This is a genomic window from Streptococcus sp. HMSC064H09, assembly GCF_001812625.1.
In the GTDB taxonomy this organism is placed as follows: Bacteria; Bacillota; Bacilli; order Lactobacillales; family Streptococcaceae; genus Streptococcus.
Genome location: NZ_KV809629.1, coordinates 42,841 through 60,084, shown reverse-complemented (window position 1 = coordinate 60,084; position 17,244 = coordinate 42,841). Strand labels below are relative to the sequence as shown.

General features: G+C 39.6%; 18 protein-coding genes. 17 read left to right on the top strand and 1 reads right to left on the bottom strand.

What is annotated here, in order from left to right; translation table 11 throughout:
* Positions 1-14: 14 nt before the first annotated feature.
* The 8 genes from HMPREF2867_RS10600 to HMPREF2867_RS10565 all read left to right on the top strand — a co-directional run bounded on the left by HMPREF2867_RS10600 (position 15) and on the right by HMPREF2867_RS10565 (position 7,764).
* Positions 15-605, top strand: coding sequence for a class I SAM-dependent methyltransferase (locus HMPREF2867_RS10600; protein ID WP_070577363.1), 591 nt, complete (start codon positions 15-17; stop codon positions 603-605).
* Entirely contained in the window at positions 602-1,879 is a 1,278-nt protein-coding gene (locus HMPREF2867_RS10595; protein ID WP_070577362.1) for a pyrimidine-nucleoside phosphorylase, read from the top strand. The genes HMPREF2867_RS10600 and HMPREF2867_RS10595 overlap by 4 nt, the downstream gene beginning before the upstream one ends.
* 33 nt (positions 1,880-1,912) lie before the next feature.
* Positions 1,913-2,575: a deoxyribose-phosphate aldolase gene (deoC, locus tag HMPREF2867_RS10590; protein ID WP_070577361.1), complete on the top strand. Its 663-nt coding sequence runs from the start codon at positions 1,913-1,915 to the stop codon at positions 2,573-2,575.
* Entirely contained in the window at positions 2,562-2,960 is a 399-nt protein-coding gene (locus HMPREF2867_RS10585; RefSeq protein WP_002891126.1) for a cytidine deaminase, read from the top strand. The genes deoC and HMPREF2867_RS10585 overlap by 14 nt, the downstream gene beginning before the upstream one ends.
* A 67-nt stretch (positions 2,961-3,027) precedes the next feature.
* Positions 3,028-4,092, top strand: a complete 1,065-nt coding sequence (locus HMPREF2867_RS10580; RefSeq protein ID WP_277752511.1) for a BMP family lipoprotein — start codon at positions 3,028-3,030, stop codon at positions 4,090-4,092.
* 115 nt (positions 4,093-4,207) lie between these two features.
* Complete coding sequence (locus HMPREF2867_RS10575; RefSeq protein ID WP_070577359.1) at positions 4,208-5,746, top strand: ABC transporter ATP-binding protein; 1,539 nt, start codon at positions 4,208-4,210, stop codon at positions 5,744-5,746.
* A complete protein-coding gene (locus HMPREF2867_RS10570) occupies positions 5,739-6,806 on the top strand; it encodes an ABC transporter permease (RefSeq protein WP_004184109.1) in 1,068 nt (355 codons plus the stop codon). The genes HMPREF2867_RS10575 and HMPREF2867_RS10570 overlap by 8 nt, the downstream gene beginning before the upstream one ends.
* Position 6,807: 1 nt before the next feature.
* A complete protein-coding gene (locus HMPREF2867_RS10565; RefSeq protein WP_070577358.1) occupies positions 6,808-7,764 on the top strand; it encodes an ABC transporter permease in 957 nt (318 codons plus the stop codon).
* 104 nt (positions 7,765-7,868) lie between these two features.
* Here HMPREF2867_RS10565 and HMPREF2867_RS10560 read toward each other — a convergent pair whose 3' ends face one another.
* On the bottom strand, positions 7,869-8,504 hold the full coding sequence (locus HMPREF2867_RS10560) for an MBL fold metallo-hydrolase (RefSeq protein WP_070577357.1): 636 nt from the start codon (positions 8,502-8,504) through the stop codon (positions 7,869-7,871).
* Positions 8,505-8,599: 95 nt separating this feature from the next.
* On the opposite strand from HMPREF2867_RS10560, the gene HMPREF2867_RS10555 reads away from it, so the two are divergent.
* The 9 genes from HMPREF2867_RS10555 to queE all read left to right on the top strand — a co-directional run bounded on the left by HMPREF2867_RS10555 (position 8,600) and on the right by queE (position 17,199).
* Positions 8,600-11,086 carry a bifunctional DnaQ family exonuclease/ATP-dependent helicase gene (locus HMPREF2867_RS10555; protein ID WP_070577356.1) on the top strand — a complete coding sequence of 829 codons (2,487 nt, stop codon included), beginning with the start codon at positions 8,600-8,602 and terminating at the stop codon, positions 11,084-11,086.
* Between the two features lie 157 nt (positions 11,087-11,243).
* Complete coding sequence (locus HMPREF2867_RS10550) at positions 11,244-11,726, top strand: cell wall elongation regulator TseB-like domain-containing protein (protein WP_070577355.1); 483 nt, start codon at positions 11,244-11,246, stop codon at positions 11,724-11,726.
* Between the two features lie 4 nt (positions 11,727-11,730).
* Positions 11,731-12,912, top strand: coding sequence for a pyridoxal phosphate-dependent aminotransferase (locus HMPREF2867_RS10545; protein ID WP_070577354.1), 1,182 nt, complete (start codon positions 11,731-11,733; stop codon positions 12,910-12,912).
* A gap of 36 nt (positions 12,913-12,948) precedes the next feature.
* A complete protein-coding gene (gene asnS / locus HMPREF2867_RS10540; protein ID WP_002891115.1) occupies positions 12,949-14,295 on the top strand; it encodes an asparagine--tRNA ligase in 1,347 nt (448 codons plus the stop codon).
* A gap of 26 nt (positions 14,296-14,321) precedes the next feature.
* Positions 14,322-14,729, top strand: a complete 408-nt coding sequence (locus HMPREF2867_RS10535) for a hypothetical protein (protein WP_070577353.1) — start codon at positions 14,322-14,324, stop codon at positions 14,727-14,729.
* Positions 14,730-14,837: 108 nt separating this feature from the next.
* On the top strand, positions 14,838-15,218 hold the full coding sequence (locus HMPREF2867_RS10530) for a RidA family protein (RefSeq protein WP_002891112.1): 381 nt from the start codon (positions 14,838-14,840) through the stop codon (positions 15,216-15,218).
* Between the two features lie 175 nt (positions 15,219-15,393).
* The gene (gene queC / locus HMPREF2867_RS10525) at positions 15,394-16,047 is read left to right on the top strand and encodes a 7-cyano-7-deazaguanine synthase QueC (RefSeq protein ID WP_004182407.1); all 654 of its coding nucleotides are present in this window, start codon (positions 15,394-15,396) and stop codon (positions 16,045-16,047) included.
* Positions 16,047-16,490, top strand: coding sequence for a 6-carboxytetrahydropterin synthase QueD (gene queD / locus HMPREF2867_RS10520; protein ID WP_070577352.1), 444 nt, complete (start codon positions 16,047-16,049; stop codon positions 16,488-16,490). Before queC ends, queD begins: the two co-directional genes overlap by 1 nt.
* Positions 16,483-17,199 (top strand): 7-carboxy-7-deazaguanine synthase QueE, encoded by a 717-nt coding sequence (gene queE / locus HMPREF2867_RS10515; RefSeq protein ID WP_070577351.1) that lies wholly within the window; start codon positions 16,483-16,485, stop codon positions 17,197-17,199. The genes queD and queE overlap by 8 nt, the downstream gene beginning before the upstream one ends.
* The last annotated feature ends 45 nt before the right edge of the window (positions 17,200-17,244 follow it).

Genomic DNA, 17,244 nt, shown 5'->3' with positions numbered 1-17,244 from the left:
GAAGGAAAAAAATAATGTCAAAAATGTATTATGCTGAGACGCCAGATGCGGCTCACGATATTCATGATTTAAAGGTAAATTTGTTAGGAGAAAGTTTTCAGTTTTATACGGATGCTGGGGTTTTTTCTAAAAAAATGATTGATTATGGAAGTCAAGTGCTTTTGAGTGCTTTAGATTTGGAAGCTGGAAACACACTATTAGATGTGGGCTGTGGCTACGGTCCTCTTGGTATTAGTTTGGCCAAGGTACAAGGAGTCAAAGTCACAATGATTGACATCAATAGTAGGGCAATTGATTTAGCGAAACAAAATGCTGAACGAAATAAGGTTGAAGCTACTATTTTCCAATCAAATATCTATGAAAATGTTACTGGAAGTTTTGACTATATTATTTCTAATCCACCTATCCGTGCTGGGAAGAAGGTGGTTCATCAAGTTATTGAGGAGGCATATGGTTATCTCAATCAAGGTGGTAACCTAACTATTGTTATTCAGAAAAAACAAGGAGCTCCGTCAGCTAAGGCTAAGATGGAGGATGTGTTTGGTAATGCTGAAGTCGTTAAAAAGGATAAAGGATACTATATCCTTAGAAGTGAGAAAATATGAGAACAGTTGATTTAATTGAAAAGAAAAGAGATGGTGGCGAGTTAAGCACAGAAGAAATTTCATATCTCATTAATGGCTATGTGTCTGGGAAAATTCCAGACTATCAGATAGCTGCACTGGCGATGGCAATTTATTATCAAGGTATGTCTATTCGTGAAATCCATGATTTGACCACTGATATGGTTGCTTCAGGCGAACAATATGATTTGTCAGAAATTCCAGGTGTTAAGGTAGATAAACATTCGACCGGTGGTGTTGGTGATAAGGTAACCATCATCCTTATGCCACTTGTAGCTAGCTTTGGTGTTCCAGTAGCTAAGATGAGTGGTCGTGGTCTTGGACATACAGGTGGAACGATTGACAAATTAGAGTCTATCAAAGGCTATCAGGTTGAGCGTAGTAAGGCAGAGTTCATTCAGCAAGTTAAAGACATTGGAATTTCCCTCATTGGTCAGTCTGAGCATTTAGTTAAGGCTGATAAACTTCTTTATGCCTTGCGTGATGTCACTGCAACAGTAAATTCCATTCCTCTAATCGCAAGCTCTGTTATGTCCAAAAAAATTGCAGCAGGTGCTGATAAGATTTTACTGGATGTTACTGTTGGTCAAGGTGCTTTCATGAAAAACATGTCTGATGCTGAAAAATTATCAGAGACCATGGTTGCATTAGGACATGAGGTTAATCGTGAAACAATTGCAGTTATTACAGATATGAGCCAGCCACTAGGTAAAGCTATTGGTAACCGCTTGGAAGTCACTGAGGCTATTGAAATTATGCAAGGTAAGGGACGTGAAGACATCACTGACTTTATCTGTGAGTTAGCTGAGATTCTATTAGATTTAGCTCAAGTTAAAGCTAGTCAGGCAGAGATTCGTCAGCACTTAGTGGGTGGAAAAGCCCTTGCTAAGTTTGAAGAACTCATTCAAACTCAGGGTGGTGATTTGACTGATCTTTATCGTCATAGCAGTGCTCCTGTCATTACAGATATTTATGCCCATAAAACGGGTTACATTATAGAGTTGCCTGCTATGGCGTTTGGGAAATTTGCCATGCAATTGGGAGCAGGTCGAGCTACTAAGTCAGATAGTCTTAATTATGAAACGGGAATTGTATTTGAAAAGAAAGTTGGCGATGCAGTAGCTCAAGGAGACCTTATTGCCAAGGTCTATAGTCAAGAAATTTTATCTGAAAAAATGCTGACTGAATTTGAAAAAAATGTTATTATTGATAGTGAATGTAAAGAAACGACAGAAATATTAAAGATAATTCGCTAAGCCTTAATTTTATACTAATCAAGGAGTTTGTTTATGTCTGTTAATAGCTATATTGACCATACCTTACTAAAAGCTGATGCTAACAAAGAACAGATTCTTTCCCTAATTGATGAGGCTAAGAAGTATGAGTTTGCCAGTGTCTGTGTTAATCCAACTTGGGTTAAAACGGCAGCTGAATTGCTTAAAGATAGTTCTGTTAAAGTTTGTACAGTTATTGGTTTTCCTTTGGGAGCAACGACCTCTGCAGTTAAGGCTTTTGAAACCAAGGATGCTATTGCTAATGGTGCAGATGAAGTTGATATGGTAATCAATATCGGTGCTCTTAAATCTAGAAATCTTAAATTAGTCGAAGACGACATTAAAGCTGTTGTTGAAGCTAGTGGAAGAAAACTTGTAAAGGTTATTATTGAAACTTGTCTTCTGACCGATGAAGAAAAGGTCGAAGCTTGCCAATTAGCAAAACTGGCAGGTGCAGATTTTGTGAAGACCTCTACGGGTTTTTCTACTGGTGGCGCAACAATTGAAGATATTGAACTTATGCGAGAGGCTGTTGGTCCTACTATGGGAGTCAAGGCATCTGGTGGAGCACGCACACTTGAGGCGGCTCAAGCCTTTATCAAAGCTGGTGCTACCCGTATTGGTACTTCGTCAGGAGTTGCCATTATGAAAGGTCAAGAAAGCCATGATAGCTACTAAAAAAGAGCAAGTAATAAAAGCAGCACAAGAAGCAGCTGAAAATGCCTATGTTCCCTATTCTCGTTTTAGAGTTGGAGCAGCATTGCTTACAAAGGATGGGCAAATTTTTCAAGGCTGTAACATTGAGAATGCCTCATTCGGATTGACCAATTGTGCAGAGAGGACAGCCATTTTTAAGGCGGTATCCGAAGGGTATAGAGATTTTGAATGTCTTGCAGTCTACGGAGATACCAAAGATCCCATCTCACCATGTGGTGCTTGTCGCCAAGTAATGGTTGAATTTTTAAAATCTGATTCTAAAGTGATTCTTATCGCTGAAGATAACTCGACAGTCGAGATGACAGTCGGAGAGTTGTTACCATACTCTTTTACGGACTTACAATAGTCTAGTTGTTTTATTCTTTATTAAGCAAGTTTTCTTGCAAGTTATAGGAGGAGTGTTCAAGATGAAATTGAACAAGAAAATTATCGGGCTTGGTCTTGTTGCTGTAGCAGCACTTGGTCTTGCAGCATGTGCACGTGGCGGACGCGGCGGATCATCAGCTGATTCAAAAGTTAAAGCTGCTATCGTTACAGATACTGGTGGTGTTGATGATAAATCATTTAACCAATCAGCATGGGAAGGTCTTCAAGCTTGGGGTAAAGCTAACAAACTTGAAAAAGATTCTGGCTACAATTACTTCCAATCTGGTTCAGAGTCTGACTTTGCAACAAACTTGTCTTCAGCACAAAGTCAAGGCTACAATCTCATCTTTGGTGTTGGTTTTGCTCTTCATGATGCAGTAGCAGACGCAGCTAAAGAACACGAAGATGTGAACTATGTAATTATTGACGATGTTATTAAAGACCAAAAGAACGTTGAAAGCGTTTTGTTTGCCGATAATGAAGGTGCTTACCTTGCAGGTATCGCAGCAGCTATGCAATCAAAAACAAATAAAGTTGGTTTCATCGGTGGTCAAACATCAGACACAATTACACGTTTTGAAGCTGGTTTCACAGCTGGTGCTAAGTCAGTAAAACCTGACATCGATGTACAAGTTCAATATGCTGAATCATTCTCTGATGCAGCTAAAGGGACAACAATCGCTTCAACAATGTATGCTTCAGGCGTTGACGTAATCTACCAAGCTGCTGGTGGTACTGGTACTGGTGTCTTCACAGCTGCTAAAGAAGTTAACGAAAAACTTGATGCTGACAGTGATAAGAAAGTATGGGTAATCGGTGTTGACCGTGACCAAACAGCAGAAGGTAATTATACATCTTCAGACAAGAAAAAATCTAACTTTGTTTTGACTTCAACAATCAAACAAGTTGGTACAGTTGTTAAAGATATTGCTAACGGACAAGTCAAAGGCGATAAATTCGAAGGTGGTAAAACTAAGACTTACGGTATCAAAGACGGTGGTGTTGACATTGTAACGTCTAATCTTCCTTCAGATATCAAGGATGCAGTAGAAAAAGCTAAAGAACAAATCAAGAATGGTGAATTGAAACCAACTGATGGTCTTAGCAAATAATAGTTAAGTATAAGTCTTTATAGAACTTAGACTGAGACAAATTTTTGTCTCAGCAAAGGGAAGCAGTTAATGCCCCCCTTTGCTGAAATAAAAATTATTCTTGAAAGGAGATTGTATGACGAAGTCAAATGTCATTGAGATGCACAATATTACCAAAAAATTTGGTGAATTCGTGGCAAATGACCATATCAATCTTGATGTGAGACAAGGAGAGATCCATGCCCTCCTCGGTGAAAATGGTGCAGGTAAGTCAACTTTAATGAATATGCTTTCAGGTCTTTTGCAACCTACGAGCGGTACCATTAAGGTTAAAGGACAAGAGGTGACGATTGATTCACCATCTAAAGCAACGAAACTGGGGATTGGGATGGTTCACCAACACTTTATGTTGGTTGAAGCTTTTACAGTTGCTGAAAATATCATCCTTGGTAGTGAGGTAACTAAAGCTGGTGGTGTTCTTGATATGAAGAAGGCTATCAAGGAAATTACTGAACTCTCTGTAAAATACGGTCTTGCGGTAGATCCAACTGCCAAAGTAGCAGATATCTCTGTTGGTGCTCAACAGCGTGTTGAAATCCTTAAGACTTTGTATCGTGGGGCTGATATTTTGATCTTCGATGAGCCGACCGCGGTATTGACTCCGTCTGAAATTACTGAACTTCTAAACATTATGAAGACCTTGGTTAAGGAAGGCAAGTCAATTATTCTGATTACCCATAAGTTGGATGAAATTCGAGCAGTTTCTGACCGTGTCACTGTCATTAGACGTGGTAAATCAATTGATACGGTAACGATTGAAGGGTCAACAAATGCTGACTTGGCCGAAATGATGGTTGGCCATCAGGTTTCCTTCAAGACAGAGAAAATTCCTTCAAATCCAAAAGAAGTTGTTCTTTCTATTAAAGATTTGGTGGTTAACGAGAACCGAGGAATTCCTGCTGTTAAAAATCTATCATTAGATGTTCGTGCTGGTGAGATTATCGGTATTGCCGGTATCGATGGCAATGGTCAGACAGAACTTGTCCAAGCGATTACAGGACTTCGTAAAGTTAAGTCAGGTGATATTACCATCAAGGGTGAATCGATTATTCATAAGACAACTCGTCAGATTACTGAAATGAGTGTTGGTCATATTCCTGAAGATCGTCACCGTGATGGTATGGTCCTTGAAATGACAGTTGCTGAAAATATCGCTCTTCAAACCTACTACAAAGAACCAAATTCTAAGAATGGTATCTTGAACTATAATGTCATCAATGCTAAAGCGCGTGAATTGATGAAAGAATTTGATGTTCGTGGTGCAGGAGAGTTAATTGCTGGTGGTGAATTGTCAGGTGGTAACCAACAAAAAGCTGTTATCGCTCGTGAGATTGATCGTGACCCAGAACTTCTTATTGTAAGTCAACCAACTCGAGGTCTTGACGTTGGTGCCATTGAGTACATCCGTAAACGTATTATCGCAGAACGTGATAAAGGTAAGGCTGTGATTGTTGTCAGCTTTGAATTGGATGAAATTCTTGATATGTCAGACAGAATTGCGGTTATCTATGATGGTGCAATTCAGGGAATTCTAGATCCTGCTGAAACGAATAAGCAAGATCTTGGTATTCTTATGGCTGGGGGGCAATTGAATAAGGAGGAAGCAAATGTCTAAAAAAGTACAAAATTGGGCAGTTCCTTTAATTGCTGTCCTCTTGGGAATGCTGATTGGAGCCGTTTTGATGTTGATTTTCGGTTACGATCCATTCTGGGCTTACTATGATCTTTTCACAACGGCCTTCGGCTCTTTGAAAAATATTGGTGAAATTCTTCGTGCCATGAGTCCGCTGATTCTGATTGCACTAGGATTCTCTGTTGCATCTAAGGCAGGTTTCTTTAACGTTGGTTTGCCAGGACAGGCCTTGGCAGGATGGGTTTCTGCCGTATGGTTTGCTTTGTCATTCCCTGACTTACCAAAGGTGATTTCAGTTATCTGTACAGTCATTATCGGTCTGGTTGCAGGTGGTATCGCTGGGGCTATTCCAGGTATTCTCCGTGCTTACTTGGGAACTAGTGAGGTCATTGTTACCATCATGATGAACTACATCATTTTGTATGTAGCAAACAATATTATTCGCTTTGGATTTACAGCTGATATGTTGCGTTCTTCAGAAGCTTCTAACAAGGTTGTAGCCTCAGCTAGTTATCAAACAGAGTACTTATCTCAAATAACTGGTGGTTCGCGTTTCAATATTGGTTTCTTCCTGGCTCTTGCGGCTGCCTTCTTAGTTTGGTTCTTGCTTAAGAAAACAACAACTGGTTTTGAAATTACATCTGTAGGTCTTAATCCTCATGCTTCAGAGTATGCAGGGATGTCATCTAAACGTGTTATTATCATGTCAATGATTATCTCAGGTGCTCTATGTGGTCTTGGAGGAACAGTAGAAGGACTTGGTACATTCCAAAATGTCTTCGTTCAAAACGCTTCATTGGCTATCGGTTGGAACGGTATGGCGGTTGCGCTTTTAGCGTCTAACTCACCTATCGGTATCCCATTTGCCGCCCTTCTTTATGGTGTTTTGTCTATTGGTAAGAGTGGTATGATTGGTGTTCCACCTGAAATTATCGATGTTGTTTCAGCCTTGATTATCTTCTTTGTTGGTGCTAATTACATCATTAGATATTGGGTTCGCCCTCGTCATAAATCAGTGAAAGCTAAAGGAGGACAAAACTAATATGGACTTTATTACAATTATAGCCTTGATTGTTGCCTCTATGTTGAAGTATTCAGCACCATTGATTTTTACAAGTATCGGTGGAACTTTCTCTGAACGAGGCGGTATCGTAAATGTCGGCCTTGAAGGAATTATGGTAATTGGTGCTTTCGCAGGTGTCCTCTTTAACTTGACTTTTGCAGAAAGTTTTGGAGATGCGACACCTTGGATTGCTGCGATTGTAGCAGGTCTGGTTGGTGTTCTCTACTCATTGCTCCATGCTGTTGCGACAATTAACTTCCGAGCTGACCATGTTGTCTCTGGTACAGTGTTGAACCTTATCGCACCATCTTTGGCAGTGTTCTTGACACGTGTTATCTATGGTGCTGGTCAAACACCTGCTATCAGTTATAACTTTAAGACTGTGTCCTTCCCAATCTTAGATCATGTCCCTTTCTTGGGTAAAGTTTTCTTCACTAATGTTTCTTTGGTAGCATATGTTGCTATCTTGGTTTCAGTAGCATCATGGTGGCTCATCTTTAAGACCCGCTTTGGTTTGCGACTTCGCTCAGTTGGTGAACACCCACAGGCAGCAGATACACTTGGGATTAACGTCTATCGTATGCGTTACTATGGCGTTATGATTTCGGGCTTCCTTGGTGGTGTTGGTGGTGCGGTTTATGCACAATCTATCTCAAACAACTTTGCCGTTACAACAATTGCAGGTCCTGGTTTCATCGCCTTGGCTGCTATGATTTTTGGTCGTTGGAGTCCAATTGGAGCTATGCTCTCAAGTTTGTTCTTTGGATTGTCACAATCATTGGCAATCATTGGAAAACAGCTTCCACTCATTTCACATGTACCAAATGTGTATTTGCAAATTGCACCATATATCTTGACAATTATTGTCTTGGCTGCTTTCTTCGGTAAAGCCGTTGCACCTAAGGCAGATGGTGTTAACTATATCAAATCTAAATAGGCACTCTACAGTGTCTCGGATAAGAAGGCCTATCGGCCTTCTTTTTTAATCGAGTAAAAAAGCTTGTCAATACTTACTAAAGTAGGTATGACAAGCTTTTGTTTTTATGAAAAATGTGGGTTAAAGACCTTCTCGTGACCAATAGTGGTATCCCATCCATGTCCTGGGAAAACTTTGTAGTGGTTAGGAAGTGTAAAAAGTTGCTCTTGAATACTAGTGAGTAATTGTTCGTGGTTACCTGATGGAAGGTCCCAGCGTCCAATTGTTTCTTTAAAGAGGGCATCACCAGAAAATACAGTTTCTTCTCTATCAAAGATAAAAGAAACACCTCCAATAGAGTGTCCTGGAGTTGGAACAACTTTAAACTGAAAGTTGTTGATGTTATAATCTTCAGTAAAATCGAAGTAGTGTTCTGCAGGATTGACAATAACGTCTTCCATATCGTCGTGACGTGGGAGTCCAGATAAATTATCAATAGGACTCATCAACCAGTCTTTTTCAGCTTCAGCAACATAGACAGGAGGATGATTATATGCCTGACGGACTGCCTCAACGCTCATAATGTGGTCGTAATGTGTATGTGTCAAAAGGATAGCAGCAACTGGTTTGTCGATTGCTTTAAGTTCAGCTAAGATAGCAGAAGTATCACTTCCTGGATCAATGACTAGACAGGCTGTATCGTTTTCTAAAATATAGGTGTTTTCCTGAGCAACAGGATTTAAAATTCGTCTTATTTTCATAGTTCTAGTGTAGCACGAATTTCAGGCTTTTTCCAATATCAGAATGATGGCTTTGTCTTTTTTTGGTGCTTTGTATATGCTATAATAAGGTCACTATGAGTGAAAAAAACACGAATAAATATGCCATTGTTGATTTGGAAGCAACCTCCGCTTCGTCAACGGCTAGTATTATACAGGTGGGAATTGTTATCATGCAAAATGGTCAGGTGGTTGACGAATTTGCGAGTGATGTTAACCCACACCAAGAACTCGATGAGCACATTATTCATTTAACAGGAATTACCGATCAGCAGTTGGCCCAAGCACCAGATTTTTCAGAAATTGCCAGAACCATTTTTGAACTGATTGAGGACTGTATTTTTGTTGCCCATAATGTTAAATTTGATGCCAATTTGCTTGCAGAGGCACTTTTTATGGAAGGTTTCGAATTAAGGACGCCTCGTGTTGATACAGTCGAATTGGCTCAGGTCTTTTATCCAACGTTCGAACAATATAAGTTATCTCATTTATCCAAGGTTCTTAATCTTGACTTAGCTCAAGCCCATACCGCTATTGAAGATGCGAGAGCGACCGGACAGCTTTTGTTTCATTTGATGGATAAGATTGCCAGCTTACCTAGACAGACCATTGAGATGCTTTTGACTTTTTCAGATAATCTACTTTTTGAGACTGAGTTGGTTATTCGTGACGCTATAAGAGGTCAAAATTTAGGTCTTTCAAAGGAATATGTCATGCTTGAAGAATCTGGAATTGTTCTTCGTAGACCTGTGGCTTATAAGACGGAACGAAAACTGTCTCAAGATTTTGCTACCAATATTGCTCTCTTAGATTTGGAATCAAGACCTAAACAAAGAGAGTTTGCTGAGGCAGTAAGGAAGGAGCTTGATAATACTGCTATTTCCATGATTCAGGCTCAGACTGGAATTGGGAAAACCTATGGCTATTTGCTTCCCTTGTTAGCACAATCTGATGTAGACAAAGTGGTGGTGGCTGTTCCAACCAAGCTTCTTCAAAATCAGATTATGAATCAGGAAGCTAAAGCATTATCGGATGTCTTTAATATTAACTTTCATAGTCTCAAAGGACCTCAGAATTATATCAAGTTGGATGCCTTCTACCAAACTTTACTTCGTCAGGATAGTAACCGTTTGATTAATCGTTACAAAATGCAACTCTTAGTTTGGTTGACTGAAACGAAGACAGGAGATCTTGATGAAATCAGACAAAAACAGCGCTATATGGCCTATTTTGATGAGATTAAGCACGATGGTAAGTTAAAGGTGGATAGTCTTTTTGCTGAATATGATTTTTGGCTACAGTCCTACCAAAAAGCCCAAGAAGCTAGGGTAGTTGTGACCAATCATGCTTATCTTTTGACGCGTATGGAAGATGATCATGATTTTGTTCGAGGAAAAACCCTTGTGATTGATGAGGGACAAAAGATGGTCTTGGCTTTGGAACAATTTTCACGTCATCAAGTCAATCTTACAGTCCTTTTGCAACATATCCATCGTATTCTTGATAGTGGTAATCAAAACTTACTTCAACAACGCTTGCTCGAAAATTTGCAGTTTGAAGTTAGCCATCTAATCCAAGAACACCAACAATTTCCTCAGAAGCAGTATAATCGCCAGCAATTAGATTGTTTGCTACAAACCATTTCTGAACTGGAAGGTGAAAGTGATTTGATGGAGATGTTGTCTCCACTGAAGACACCCCTTTACAGCCATTTTTGGCTTGAAACAGACTATTATCAGGAACATCGTGTGACTTATTTAAAGGCGTCACGTCAAGAACTCTTAGAACTTTCAGCCTATCTACCAAGTGCTCAAAAAGTGATAATTGTTTCAGCAACTATTGATGTAGGCCCTGATGTTGATGTGGCTGATTTGTTAGGCTTAAAACAGGTACGCAAGGTTAGCCTTCCAATGAACACTTTACCCAATCAAGCTATTTGGATTGATCAAAGCATGCCTATGATTGGAGTTTCTTCTGAGGAGGAGTATGAAGTTGCTCTTGCAAAGCGTCTCCAGAAGCTATCTGAAATGGAATATCCAATTTTAGTACTATTCACGTCTCGAAAGAGTATGATGGCTGTTTCGGATTTATTGGATCATAGGGAAGTTCGTCACCTAACTCAAGAGAAAAATGGGACAGCTTTTAATGTCAAAAAACGATTTGATAGAGGTGAGACTAATCTCCTTCTTGGTATGGGGTCATTCTGGGAAGGTGTTGACTTTGCTCAACAAGATAGGGTAATTGAGGTTATTGCACGTCTGCCGTTTGACAATCCTAAGGATCCTTTCTATCAAAAGATTGAATCTTGGTTTTCTAAGCAAGGAAAGAGTACCTTTGAGAGTTACAGTCTTCCAATGACGGTTTTACGTTTCAAACAAGCTATCGGACGTGCCCAAAGACGCCCAGAACAGCGTTCAGCTATTCTTCTTATGGATAATCGCCCACTCGTTAAGAGCTATGGAAAACTATTTCTAAAAGAAGTCACACAAGAAGTGGCGCTTAAGTATGCTAAGTTTGAGCAAGTCAAAGAGGATATTAAGGATTTCTTAGAAAAAGAAAGTTAACTTTTTAAAACAAACCTTTTCTAAGATTACTCAGGCTTTATGAATTTTACTGAGTTATAAAAAAGATAGACTTAATTGCTCAATACTAGCTATATTGCTATGTAAAGATTTATCATTTTCTGATATAATAAATTCAGAAACTTTTTTAGGAGGCATTATGCGTAAACAACGTTCACCTTGGACAAAAAAGCAACAGCTCATTTTTGGAATAATTGTAATCGTTGTGACCTTAATTGCCTCTGTGACTGCTATTCTTATTGTAGCGACTAAGCCTTACGTAGACGCTGAAAAGAAGGTTATTGCCATAGCAGAGAGCAAAGCAGACATAAGGACTGTTACTGAATTTGATATCTACCATGGTGAGGCTACCTATTATGGACTTCTTGGAAAGTCTGGTCAAGGTGAGAAACTAGCTGTTATCGTGAGTCATGATTCAGGTGAGGTTGATATCTACAAGCAAGCTGATGGTATTAGTAAGTCAGTGGCTAAGAAAGCTGCTAAGGCCTATGGTGCTAAGGAGATATCCTATGTTCACCTAGGAAAATATGGCAAAACTCCTATTTGGGAAGTGAAGTCAGGAACCCAGTATTATCTGGTTGATTTTATCTCAGGTCAGGTTATTAAAGTGGAAGGACTATAATGAAATGACAAAATTATCAAATCGTGTATTACAAATGGAAGAAAGTGTTACTTTAGCTGCCAGTGCGCGTGCTAAAGCTCTTAAAGCTCAAGGACGTGATATTTTGAGTTTGACACTTGGTGAACCAGATTTTGTAACACCTAAGAACATTCAAGATGCGGCCATTACTTCTATTGAAAATGGTAAAGCAAGTTTTTATACCGTGGCTTCTGGACTTCCGGAACTCAAGGATGCGATCAGCACTTACATGGAAAATTTCTATGGTTATGCTGTGAAACCAAATGAGGTTGTTGTCGGCACTGGTGCTAAGTTTATCTTATATGCTTTCTTTGCTACGGTCATTAATCCTGGTGATGAAGTCATTATTCCAACACCTTGCTGGGTTTCTTACGTAGACCAAGTTAAAATGGTTGAGGGTGTTCCGGTTACTTTCCAAACGACTGAAGCTAATCACTTTAAAGCAACGGTTGAACAGCTTGAAGCTGCTCGAACTGAAAAAACTAAGGTTGTCTTGCTTAATTCTCCATCAAATCCAACGGGAATGATTTACAGCAAGGAAGAATTGCAAGCAATCGGTGACTGGGCGGTTGAGCACGATATTTTGATTTTAGCAGATGATATCTATGGCCGTTTGGTCTATAATGGCAATACTTTCACACCCATTTCTAGTCTTTCAGATGCGATTCGTAAGCAAACAATTGTGATTAATGGTGTTTCCAAGACCTATGCTATGACAGGTTGGCGCGTGGGATTTGCTGTAGGAGATCCAGAAATTATTTCAGGAATGGCGAAAATTATTAGCCAAACAACATCAAATCTTACAGCAGTTTCTCAATACGCTGCTATTGAAGCCTTAACTGGTGATCAGTCTTCTATCGAAGAAATGCGTCAGGCCTTTGAAGAACGTTTGAATACAATTTATCCACTCCTAGCTGAAGTACCTGGTTTTGAAGTCATCAAACCTCAAGGTGCCTTTTACCTCTTCCCTAATGTTAAAAAAGCGATGGAAATCAAGGGTTATACAGATGTCAATGATTTTACAAATGCTATTCTTGAAGAGGCTGAAGTGGCTTTGGTAACAGGTGCAGGATTCGGCGCACCTGAAAATATTCGTCTTAGCTATGCAACAGACTTGGATACTTTGAAAGAAGCAGTCCGCCGAATCAAAGCCTTTATGGAAAAATAGAATTAATATAGATTAAAAGAAAAGAGAAGTAATTACATGTCTAAACAATTAGTTTCAATTATCGATGTGCCTAAACACGTGGGTGAAGAAATCACTATCGGTGCATGGGTAGCTAACAAATCAGGTAAAGGGAAATTGGCCTTTCTTCAATTGCGTGACGGAACTGCCTTCTTCCAAGCTGTAGCTTTTAAACCTAACTTCATCGAAAAATACGGTGAAGAAGAAGGTACTGAAAAATTTGATACTGTTAAACGCCTTAGCCAAGAAACATCAGTTTATGTGACTGGTGTGGTTAAAGAAGATGAACGTTCAAAATTTGGTTACGAGTTGGATGTGACAGCAGTAGAAGTCATCGGTGAGTCACATGATTACCCAATCACACCAAAAGAACACGGAACTGACTTCTTGATGGATAATCGTCACCTTTGGTTGCGTTCACGTAAACAAATGGCTGTCCAACAAATTCGTAATGCCATTATTTACGCAACATACGAATTCTTTGATAAAAATGGTTTCATCAAATTTGATAGTCCAATTTTGTCAGGAAATGCTGCTGAAGATTCAACAGAATTGTTTGAAACGGATTACTTTGGTACACCAGCTTACCTAAGCCAATCTGGTCAGCTTTACCTTGAAGCTGGTGCTATGGCTCTTGGTCGTGTCTTTGACTTTGGTCCTGTTTTCCGTGCCGAAAAATCTAAAACACGCCGTCACTTGACTGAGTTCTGGATGATGGATGCTGAGTATTCATTCTTGTCACATGATGAGTCACTTGATTTGCAAGAAGCTTATGTTAAGGCTCTTATTCAAGGTGTTATTGATCGTGCGCCACAAGCTCTTGAAATCCTTGAACGTGATGTAGATCTTCTTAAGAAATACATTGCTGAGCCATTCAAACGCGTGTCTTATGATGAAGCTATCGACCTTCTTCAAGCGCATGAAAATGATGAAGATACAGATTATGAGCACCTTGAACATGGGGATGACTTCGGTTCACCACACGAAACTTGGATTTCAAACTATTTTGGTGTTCCAACATTCGTTGTTAATTATCCAGCAAGCTTTAAGGCCTTCTACATGAAACCAGTTCCTGGTAATCCTGAGCGCGTTCTTTGTGCAGATCTTTTGGCTCCAGAAGGTTATGGTGAAATCATCGGTGGTTCAATGCGTGAAGACGACTACGATGCCCTTGTAGCTAAAATGGATGAACTCGGAATGGACCGTTCAGAATACGAATTCTACCTTGACCTTCGTAAATATGGTTCAGTACCACACGGTGGTTTTGGTATCGGTATTGAACGTATGGTTACTTTCGTAGCTGGAACAAAACACATCCGTGAAGCTATTCCATTCCCACGTATGTTGCACCGTATCAAACCATAAGTAAAATTCTTTAGGAGTGCAAAAGTATGAAAAGATGTTTACTTGGTCTTTTGGCCTTGCTTTTTATGGTGTCAATGGTAGCTTGTAGCAAGTCTACTCCCTCACTAGAGGGTGAATGGCAGGCACAAGATGCCTTAAAGAAGGATTATACGATTGCCTTCAAGAAAGATAAGGTCAAGATTGGTGAGCAGGATTATAACTATACAGTGGATGGTCCTAAGTCTAAAGATGACTTTACCTATTATTCGCTAAAAGTAAAAGATCAGGGGAAAGAGACGTCTTATACGGTATTTTTCCCAACTAAATCCAAAGAGGTTGCTCTCTTTCTAGATCCAAATGATGAGAAAAAGCCCCTTAAGGGCCAAATGCTCTTTGCACTTAATAAAAAAGAAAAACCAGACTACTATAGCTATGTCAAAAAGTATCTGAAATAGTAGGAGAAGGATTAGCCTAGTGCTGATTCTTTTCTTTTTGGAATTATATGTTTCAATTTTCAGAATATTTTGTTATAATAGCAACATATTAGTCAAAGGAGAACTATCATGGCAAAAACTATTCATACTGATAAAGCACCAGCAGCAATCGGACCTTATGTTCAAGGTAAAATTGTTGGCAATCTTTTGTTTGCTTCTGGTCAAGTACCATTGTCACCAGAAACAGGTGAAATCATTGGCGAAACAATTCAAGAACAAACAGAACAAGTTCTTAAAAATGTTGGGGCTATTTTGGCAGAAGCTGGTACAGACTTTGACCACGTTGTCAAAACAACTTGCTTCCTAAGTGACATTAACGATTTCGTTCCATTTAACGAAGTGTATGCAACTGCCTTTACATCTGATTTTCCAGCACGTTCTGCAGTAGAAGTGGCACGCTTGCCAAAAGATGTTAAAATTGAAATCGAAGTTATTGCTGAGATTGATTAAGGAAGGGAGCCTTGGCTCTTTTCTTTTTTTCTCAACTATGATAAACTATTAAGGATAAATCATTTTCGATGTTTGGGAGACACCATCGCTAAAAAAAACCATTACTGGCGTTTTTTTTGGCTCCCTCAAGGAGCCTTTTTATGTGTCTCAAACATCACGAATAAAGAGGAATATTATGAAACGTCAATCAGCTTTGGTCGTCTTTAGTGGCGGTCAAGATTCTACTACCTGCCTTTTTTGGGCTCTAAAACATTATGAAACAGTTGAATTAGTTACTTTTGCTTACGGACAACGTCATAGCTTGGAAATTGAAGTAGCTAAAGAGATTGCACAAGAACAAGGCCTCAAACACCATGTTTTGGATATGTCTTTGCTTGGTCAAATTACTGAAAATGCCCTAACATCTGATATTGAGATTGAGGCAGAAGAAGGAGAGGTTCCTAATACCTTTGTAGATGGCCGTAATCATCTCTTCCTTTCTTTTGCAGCTGTTCTGGCTAAGCAACGTGGTATCACTGACATTGTTACGGGAGTTTGTGAGACAGACTTTTCCGGTTATCCAGACTGTCGTGATGTTTTTGTCAAATCGCTTAATGTTACACTTAATCTTGCCATGGCCTATGATTTCGTTATCCAAACTCCTCTCATGTGGTTAGATAAGGCTGAGACTTGGGCTTTGGCTGATCAACTTGGAGCTTTCGACTACGTTCGTGAAAAAACGCTGACTTGTTATAACGGTATTATTGGGACTGGTTGTGGGGAATGTCCTGCCTGCCATTTGCGCCAAAAAGGACTTGAAAAATATCTAGCAGAAAGAGGAGAAGCTTAATGTTCTTTGCACCGAAAGAAATCAAAAAAGAAACAGGTGAGTCTTTGGTTTACAATTCTCACCGTACAATGGTTTCTAAAGAGTTTACTTTTGATGCTGCCCATCATCTCTTTCATTATGAAGGCAAATGCAAATCGCTTCATGGTCATACCTACCATCTTCAAATAGCAGTGAGTGGTTACTTGGATGAGCGTGGCATGACCTATGATTTTGGTGATCTTAAGAGCATTTATAAGAATTATTTGGAACCTCAGTTAGATCACCGTTATCTCAATGAGACTTTGCCTTATATGAACACAACTGCGGAAAATATGGTTTTCTGGATTTTCCAGATGACGAGTCAACATTTGCCAGAGGAGAGGGGACTTCGTTTGGAATATGTACGCCTTTATGAAACACCAACAGCCTTTGCAGAGTTTAGACGGGAGTGGTTGGATGACTAGAGAACGTGTACTCAAACTACCAGTGCTTGAAATTTTTGGACCAACCTTTCAAGGGGAAGGGCGAGCAATTGGTCAAAAAACCATGTTTGTAAGGACAGCAGGATGTGATTACCACTGTGATTGGTGTGATTCTGCCTTCACTTGGGATGGTTCAGAAAAGCCAACTCGTATGACAGCTGATGAAATCATTGAAGCTTTGGATGCGCTAGGATCTTACGACTATGTTACTCTATCTGGAGGAAACCCAGCTCTGCTAGCGGCTAATATGGCTCAACTCGTTTCAAAACTCAAGGCAAGAGGCGTAACCCTGGCCGTTGAAACACAGGGTTCTCGCTGGCAGGAGTGGCTAAAGGATATTGACCAAGTAACCTTAAGTCCTAAACCGCCATCATCCAAGATGGAAGTCAATATGGAAACCCTTGACTTTATTGTTTCTCAGCTTGATCCTGATAAAGTTACCTTTAAGGTTCCTGTTTTCGATGATGCAGATTTAGCCTTTGCTAAAATGATTCAGGAACGTTATCAGCCAGATGTCATGTTTCTTTCGGCTGGTAATCCTGAACCTAAAGCAGAGGGTAATATTGTCAAACATCAATTAGATCGCCTAAAAGAACTGTGGGAGACTGTAGCTGCTGATAATTCGTGGGGCAATGTGCGTGTCCTCCCTCAGCTTCATACCCTACTCTATGATAATGAGCGTGGTGTCTAATCTTCACATTCTATAAGCTTAGAATTGATAGTATTTTTACTTTTT